Genomic DNA, 7,468 nt, shown 5'->3' with positions numbered 1-7,468 from the left:
TCATAGGCGGAACGCGGCTCGTCGAATGTGAGGGTCCTGCTAGGATCATTCGCGCTCAAGACAAAGGGACCCGGAGTATAGAATTTCCCGGCCAGGGTGATCATGCCCTCCCGCCCTGCGATGACGGCTCCGCAAGGTGTGTGGGACAACAGGCTGGTATGCAGCACCGCCTGGGCTCCCCCACGATACTGAAACAGCATGCCGGTCTGACCATCCACGCCACTCTCGGCTCGTGTGCTATGAGCCATGACCTGATCGGGACGCCCCAGAATGCCGGTCGCCAGTCCGATCACATAAGTGCCCAGATCGAGCATCGGTCCCCCACCGAGATCAGCGCGCATGATACGATGCTCAGGCGGAAAGAACTCACCGTGATCGGCCATGACGGTAACGATCTCGCCGATGAGCCCCTCGGCGAGAACTTTCCGTAAGACGGAAAATTTAGGCAGGAAATCTGTCCAGTATGCTTCCATCAGGAAGACATGCCGCGCACGCGCCAGTTCGACCAATTCGCGCGCTTCTGCCGCCGACACGCAAAGCGGCTTCTCCACCAGAACGGGCTTTCCCGCCTCAATCGCTCGGCGTGCCATCTCGAAATGAAATGGATGGGGCGTGGCAATGTAGAGCGCATCGATCCGCGGATCAGCGCTCATGGCGCCGTCGAAGCTGTGGGGGATATCGAAGCGTCGTGCGAACGCCGCCGCGCGTGCGCCATCGCGGGATTCGATCCCCATGATTTTCTGGTTGGTGAAACGCTGAACCGACTGAACAAACCGCTCCGCGATCCAGCCTGGCCCGATGACGCCCCATCTGAGCGCAGGGATGGCGGAGGGGGCGAGGCAATCGGGTTCAGGCAGGCTGACAGGAAATCTCATGGCTTCTGATCCTTCCAAGGGACGTGTCACCGCATGGTGGCAAGCTCATTCACCCGGCGGTACGGTCTCCCAGCGTCGGCTGTGCAGGGAATTTTCCATGGCATCCATGATCTGCTGGTTACGCAGGCCGAAATCGAAAGCCGGAAAGCATGTCTCGTCCTGCATGATCCCCATGATCAGGTCATGAATCTCGATGACCTTCACATCGAAATATCCGAGCCCGCCCCCGCCACAATCGAACCCGAAAAAGGCCGAAAACTGGGGAACCTGACTCCCGACCAGAAGGGTGCGGAACCCTCTGTCGGTCTTGTCGTCCGCAACGCGAAAGAGCTTGAGTTCATTGAAGCGTTCGCCATCCATGATGAGCGTGCCCTCGGTTCCCGACACCTCCCAGTACACACCAAAGATCTTGCCCGCCGCGATACGCGACGCCTCGATCGTTCCGCCCGCTCCACTCGCAAACTGTACCAGAGCCTGGATCTGGTCCTCGTTTTCCACATCGGCCCACACCGCGTCTTTTCCTGCAGTGGCGCCATAGCCTGAGCCTCCATCAGGTACAGGCCTTTGCCGAAACATGGTCTGGCTCTGGGCGATGGTCGCGCTGATATCTCCCATCAGATACTGGCCCACCGCCACCACATGGGAGCCAAGATCCCCCAGAGCGCCCGAGCCCGCCTCGCTTCTTTTGAGTCGCCAGGAGAAGGGCAGAGTCGGATCGTTGTAAAACCCTTGATCGAACCAGGCCCTGAACCGCGTGGGTCGGCCGATATCACCCCGATCGATGATCTGTTTTGCGTAGAGTGCGGCGGGCGTCTTGATATTGTTGAAGGCCACCATGGTCTTCACCCCGGCCTTGCGCGCAGCCTCGGTCATCTCCCTTGCGTCGGCTGCACTGAGTGCCAGCGGCTTCTCGCAATAGACGTGCTTGCCAGCGGCGATTGCCGCCAGTGCCATTTCCTTGTGGAACAGGTTGGGGGAGGTAATATCTACCACGTCGATCGCCGGATCATCGACCAGAGCGCGCCAATCTCCGGTCGAGCGCTCAAATCCGAAACGTCTGGCTGCGCGCTCCGCCAGTTCCGGCGTGGCGTCGGCCAACATGGCCAGATGGGGGATCGCAGGCAGATCGCGATACAGCATGGCCGCGCGACGATACGCATCGGCATGGGCCTGCCCCATGAAACCCGACCCGATCAGACCGATGTTCAGATGCTTTTTCATCGTGGCTCGGCCCTCAGACGGAAGCGAGCGCTTGGGCGAAGCACGACTCGATTGCCGCCCGCCCTCGCGTGACAGCAGCCAGAGGCGGTGCCAGTGCTGGGTCCTGTTCAGCCTCGACAACCATCCAGCCCCGATAGCCACTCTGAACGACGAATTGCGCGAGGGGCGAAAAGTCGATGCATCCATCACCCGGCACCGTGAACATGCCGGCGCGCACGGCAGCGTTGAAGCTCATGTCCTGGCCCCGTACCCGCTCCAGAATGGCCGGACGCACATCCTTCAGATGGATATGGCAGATACGTGCCCCGTAGCGGTCGATCAGCCGTCGGTAATCGAACCCGGCGGCCATGGCATGACCTGTGTCCAGAAGCAGCCCCGTCTCGACCGACAGTGCATCGAAAAGCGCACAGATCTCCTGCAAATTCTCGGCCACCATCATCAGATGGTGATGATACGCCAGTCTCACCCCATATCGGGCCCGCAGCAGGGCATCGAACGCGCTCAGCCGATGCGCATAGGTTTTCATTGCCTCGCGATCCAGAACCACCCGTCGCGACATCGGCTCGTCCAGGGGGGCCGCAGACGGCGTCATGGCCCCGCACTCGCCATACACCATGGTCTGGCATCCCAATGCGCGCAGAAGCTGGGCGTGGCTTGCCACATCTTCCCACTCTTCCTCGACGCTCCGCTCCGCAAGGCGGCCTGAATACCAGCCCGAGGCCAGAGAGAGGTGATGCGCCTCAAGAATGGGCGCCAGTTCCGAAACCGTGCGCGGATATTTCCGGCCAAGCTCCGTTCCCTCATATCCGGCTTCCGCCATCTCGCTCAGGCAGCGCGCCAGAGGTGTATCGTCCCCCAAATCCTCCAGAACGTCATTCGTCCAGGAGAGCGGACTGCACCCCAGCCTCACACCCTTGGGCATCCCACCCTTTCCGGTTCTCGATCCCATCATTTCACTCCTGCCCCGCATCCGGGTCTCGCGCGACATCCTCGTCTGGCACCTGTCGCTGCCACGCCGACCGAAGGGCCGCGCCGTCTGTCCTGAAGCGACGCTATGAGGGGAAGAGGCGGGGAGCACGCACAGAATTGATGTGTTCGCATCAATGAAATGAGATAGATCACATGACGAAGATCACATTCCCGTTGGGAGCGTCATGTCGCAGCGTGCCACGATACAGGATATCGCCCGTTACTCCGGTGTCTCGACCGCCACGGTCGACCGCGTCATCAACGGACGCGGTGGCGTACGACTCGACAAGGAGCGTGTCGTCCTCGAAGCGGCAAGGGAGCTTGGAGACGGGCGTCGTCTGGTAGCGCTCCACGCCCGGCTGGCCCGCATTGCCGTTGTGACCCAACCCCCCGGCAACCCGTTTCATGCGGCCTTGCAGGAGGCCTTTCGCACCATCATGCCCGCCTATCGCGAGCAGAACATCGCCTGTTTCGAGCACCATGCCGCCATCAGCCAGCCGGAACGCGCCGCTTCTCTCATTCGCGCGCTTGCACGCGATTATGACGGGCTGATCCTCTGTCTGCCCGACCATCCCTCGATCCGTCAGGCCGTGACCGATACCGGTCGCAAGCTCCCGATCATCACCATTGCCTCCGACATCACCGCCTCCGAGCGCCTCGCCTATATCGGCTCGGATAATCATCGTGCGGGCCGGATTGCTGCCGACATGATGGGGCGGTTGCTCGGCCCCCGATCAGGGCGGGTCGCGCTGATTGCCGGCACGATGCATTATATCGGCCATCAACAGCGCTATACGGGCTTCATGGAGGCCCTAGACGAGCGTTATGCCGCGCTCTTCGCCACACCCGCGCTGGAATGCCTGGAAAACGACGACCGTGCCGCTGACGCGGTCCATGCCTTGCTTCAGGAGCATCATGATATCGTTGGAATCTATCATTTTTCCACCGGGGCCGATGCGATCGCGCGGCTGCTCGAGCGGTCGGGCATGGCTGACAAGCTGATTTTCATCACCCATGAGCTGACACCCCATCGCGCCACATTGCTCAGATCCGGCACCATCGACCTCGTTCTGGATCAGAACCCGATGCTCGAGGCGCGTACCGCGCTCTCGACTCTGAGCCACCATCTTGGCCGCAGCCCCGCCCCGCTCGATGGCCCGCTCATTCCGCTCTCGGTCCATACAAGGGAAACCGTCTGAGGAGAGAGGCACCGGGATTTTGCCCCTCCTTCAAATCACGAGACAGGGTCGAGGAGAGCGCACGGGCTTCCCGGGTAGCGTGACAAAGCCCGGCAAGCATCGAGGACAGAAAAAGCCCCTTTCATCGTGCTCCCTTCCCACCCCGACGAAGCGCCATCGCCGTTTCGAAACCCTTATCGCCGAGGGCGCTAGGGACGGGCCTGGGCGGGGAAGTCAGCGGTATCGAAGCGGCGCAAGGCGGCGATATCGGCAGGGCTGGGCGTGAGGGGGCCAGATGCGAACTCCGTGGTGACGAAGCGCACCAGATTGGCGATCTGCTGATCGGTCAGGTCATGCCGGTAAGCGGGCATACGGGCCGGGCCATCGGCTCCGTCACGATGCACACCAGCCAGAATGGTCATGACCAGATTATTGGGGCGGGAAGACCGAACGGCACTGCTCTGTCGCAGCGACGGATAGAAATCGTCATGCGTGCCGCGCCCGTCGATCTGGTGGCAGCTGGCGCAGGCCGCCATATAGAGCGCAGCCCCATCCTCGATATCGCGATAATTGCGCCTGTCTGCATAAGGTCCGGGCCTGGCGTCGCGCTCCTGGCGAGCCTGATTGCGGATTGCCCGATCAGTCGGAGAATCATTCTGATAGGCGCGCGCAGTATCCATATCGGAGTGCAGCACCTTCCCGATCGTCGCAGTACGATCCTGCTGGCGCAGATAGACAGTGATGGCTTGGAGATCGGCTTCTGTCAGGAAACGCAGGGAGTGCTCGACTGCCTCGCCCATGGGGCCAGCTGCCACGCCTTTGTCACGTGCGTGGCCGGTACGCAGGTAGCTCTCGATATCCGTGTTGCGCCACCCCGCAAGAGGGCCGTGCGGTCCGGCAGCGATATCCGGGGCGTACCATCCGCCAACCCGAGCGCCCTCGAGCTTATGGCCTGATTTCGCTGCCATCATGAAATTGCGCGGCGTGTGGCAGGTGCCGCAATGGGCAACGGCCTCGACCAGATAGCGCCCTCTCGCCTGTTCGGTCGTTTCCCCAGGGTGAGGCTCGAAGCGCCTGGAATCGAGATAGAGCCAGTTCCAGACACGCATGAGGCTCCGCATGTTATAGGGAAAGCGTAGCGCGGTGACCGGCCCCCCGGATGTCTCGACCGGTGCAACCGCACTGCCCAGATAGACATAAAGAGCGTGGATATCCGCATCGGTCATGCCAGCATAGGAATCATAAGGCATCGCCGGATAAAGACGCCTGCCACTGACCGAAACGCCCTCGCGCAAGGCGCGGGAGAAGGCCGCCTCGGACCAGCCGCCGATACCATGCGTCAGGGAGGGCGTGATATTGCTCGAATAGATCACCCCCATGGGAGACTGGATGCCATAGCCACCCGCGAAGGGGGCGCCGCCGGGCTTCGTGTGGCAGGCCACGCAATCGGCAGCGCGGGCGAGATAGGCCCCCCGGTCGAGCACAGCGCGATCATCGGCCTGTGCCGGAGTAGGGAACGCGACGAGGCCGACCAGACCCAGACCCAGACGAAAAATATTGGTGAGAGGAGAAATAAGGCGGGATGGTGCAAAGCGGAGAGACGCCATGACTCAGATCTCCTTCAGCATGATAGCGGCCGAACGGAGGGACAGCGCACAGCCCGTCAGGGTCGGATTAACGACCGAAGCGGCGGGCATGAGTCCTGTCGTCGCAATGAAGAGATTATCGTGGTCATGACTGCGCCCCTCATGGGTCACCACGGAGTCGCGCGGATCGCTACCCATGATGACGGTCCCCATGGGGTGATCGCGATTTTCCCAGATTGTCAGATTCTGATCGAAAATCTCCCCGCCCAGCAGGCGCAGGAAGTTTGCGTAATCCTCCTTGATCACTGCCCCGGCAGCGCGGGCATAATCATTCACATCGTAATGGATATCCATGAGCGGCAGACCATAGAAGTCCCGTTTGGTCGCGCTCAGGCTCATCCGGTTCGTAGGCTCGGGCAGCATTTCGATATTCGAATCCATGAAGACCCAGCGCGCAGCCATATGCCGGATTTTCGCATCCAGTTCCGGACCGATGATCCCCTGTGAGATGAGCCTTTCCGTGATCTGGACATTCCCGACGAAATTGCCGACCTCATGGCGGATGCATCCGTGCCTGCTGCGAAAATCGCCATCGCGCCATTTGAGCACATCGCCCTGTTGCACAGGGCCGCGCCCCGACCACATAGGCTCATCTGCAATCATGGCGAGGGAAAAGGCGTTATGGTCCATGAGATTGCGGCCGACCATGCCGGACGAATTCCCCACATCGGATAGCAGCATGAGGCGTGGCGTCTCGAGCGCATGGGCCGCAACCAGAACCATGCGCGCGGTCAGGCGAATGGAACGTTTCTGGGGCGTGTAATAATGCACCGCGGCGATACGCCGGCCATCCGGGGTCTTTTCGAGGCGATAGACCGTCGCATCGCTGATCAGCTTCGCCCCGGCACGTTCGGCCTTTGTCACATGCCGGTCGCCGCTGTATTGCGCACCGATGGGGCAGATGGGCGAGCAATTATTGTTCCCTACGCAGGCAGGCCGATCCTCATAGGGATCGGTGGCGCGCCCATTGGGCTGATAGGTGAACGGATATCCCCCGATCGCCACCCGGTCACGAAAGCGCTGGCTGAAATATCCAAGAGCCTGCGGCCTGACAGGATAAGGCGCCTGACGAGGAGGATAAGGGGCACCGCCCTTGCCGCTGTAATCGGCGGCATCATCACCCGATACCCCCATCTCGATCTCGGCCTGGTGATAATACGGCTCCAGATCCTCATAGGCGATGGGCCAGTCACGCCCCACGCCGTAAAGCGTTTTCAGACGAAAATCATTGGGGAGCAGACGCCAGCACGCGCCGCCCCAATGCCAGGTGGTGCCTCCCACCATGCGCAGCATGCCGGGCACATAATCGATAGGCCCATGATTGGTAATGTAGTCCGGCACGAAGGAACTCGGTGCCCAGGGTTCGTTGGGATATGGCTGGTTACGATTGCCCGCATCGGTGCTGACATTGCCGCACTCACGGAAACTGTCGAGAATCTTCCATCGCGGCACATGTGTGCCCGCCTCGAGAATGATGACCGACTTGCCATTGCGAGCGAGGTGATGCGCGGCGAGGCTCCCGATGACGCCCGATCCCACCACGATGACATCCGCATCGTATTCTTGCTGTGCCATCAGA

At 61.2% G+C, this 7,468-nt stretch carries 6 protein-coding genes; 1 reads left to right on the top strand and 5 read right to left on the bottom strand.

Annotation, left to right across the window (positions count from 1 at the left end; translation table 11 throughout):
* The 3 genes from C0V97_RS14680 to iolE form a co-directional block, all read right to left on the bottom strand.
* Nucleotides 1–875 (bottom strand): Gfo/Idh/MocA family protein (locus tag C0V97_RS14680; protein WP_148114942.1); only part of this gene is annotated, 875 nt, incomplete at its 3' end.
* A 45-nt stretch (nucleotides 876–920) separates the two neighbouring features.
* Complete coding sequence (locus C0V97_RS14675) at nucleotides 921–2,096, bottom strand: Gfo/Idh/MocA family protein (RefSeq protein ID WP_127103320.1); 1,176 nt, start codon at nucleotides 2,094–2,096, stop codon at nucleotides 921–923.
* A 13-nt stretch (nucleotides 2,097–2,109) separates the two neighbouring features.
* Nucleotides 2,110–3,048, bottom strand: coding sequence for a myo-inosose-2 dehydratase (gene iolE, locus C0V97_RS14670; protein ID WP_233582201.1), 939 nt, complete (start codon nucleotides 3,046–3,048; stop codon nucleotides 2,110–2,112).
* Between the two features lie 202 nt (nucleotides 3,049–3,250).
* Here iolE and C0V97_RS14665 point away from each other — a divergent pair, with 202 nt between their 5' ends.
* Nucleotides 3,251–4,264 carry a LacI family DNA-binding transcriptional regulator gene (locus tag C0V97_RS14665; protein WP_127103319.1) on the top strand — a complete coding sequence of 338 codons (1,014 nt, stop codon included), beginning with the start codon at nucleotides 3,251–3,253 and terminating at the stop codon, nucleotides 4,262–4,264.
* A gap of 188 nt (nucleotides 4,265–4,452) precedes the next feature.
* Here the strand turns inward: C0V97_RS14665 and C0V97_RS14660 are convergent, their stop codons facing one another.
* On the bottom strand, nucleotides 4,453–5,850 hold the full coding sequence (locus tag C0V97_RS14660; protein WP_127103318.1) for a cytochrome c: 1,398 nt from the start codon (nucleotides 5,848–5,850) through the stop codon (nucleotides 4,453–4,455).
* A gap of 3 nt (nucleotides 5,851–5,853) precedes the next feature.
* Nucleotides 5,854–7,464: a GMC family oxidoreductase gene (locus C0V97_RS14655; protein WP_127103317.1), complete on the bottom strand. Its 1,611-nt coding sequence runs from the start codon at nucleotides 7,462–7,464 to the stop codon at nucleotides 5,854–5,856.
* Nucleotides 7,465–7,468: the final 4 nt, after the last annotated feature.

Origin of the sequence: Asaia sp. W19, from assembly GCF_003994335.1 — a bacterium.
Classification (GTDB): domain Bacteria; phylum Pseudomonadota; class Alphaproteobacteria; order Acetobacterales; family Acetobacteraceae; genus Asaia.
The sequence above is the reverse complement of the archived record's forward strand: the minus strand, read 5'-3'. Positions and strand labels throughout refer to the sequence as shown.

Bases quoted from the DNA above. Each gene is read 5' to 3' on its own strand.
- C0V97_RS14655 (WP_127103317.1), bottom strand. From the start codon at position 7,464: ATGGCACAGCAAGAATACGATGCGGATGTCATCGTGGTGGGATCGGGC.
- C0V97_RS14660 (WP_127103318.1), bottom strand. From the start codon at position 5,850: ATGGCGTCTCTCCGCTTTGCACCATCCCGCCTTATTTCTCCTCTCACC.
- C0V97_RS14675 (WP_127103320.1), bottom strand. From the start codon at position 2,096: ATGAAAAAGCATCTGAACATCGGTCTGATCGGGTCGGGTTTCATGGGG.
- iolE (WP_233582201.1), bottom strand. From the start codon at position 3,048: ATGATGGGATCGAGAACCGGAAAGGGTGGGATGCCCAAGGGTGTGAGG.
- C0V97_RS14665 (WP_127103319.1), top strand. From the start codon at position 3,251: ATGTCGCAGCGTGCCACGATACAGGATATCGCCCGTTACTCCGGTGTC.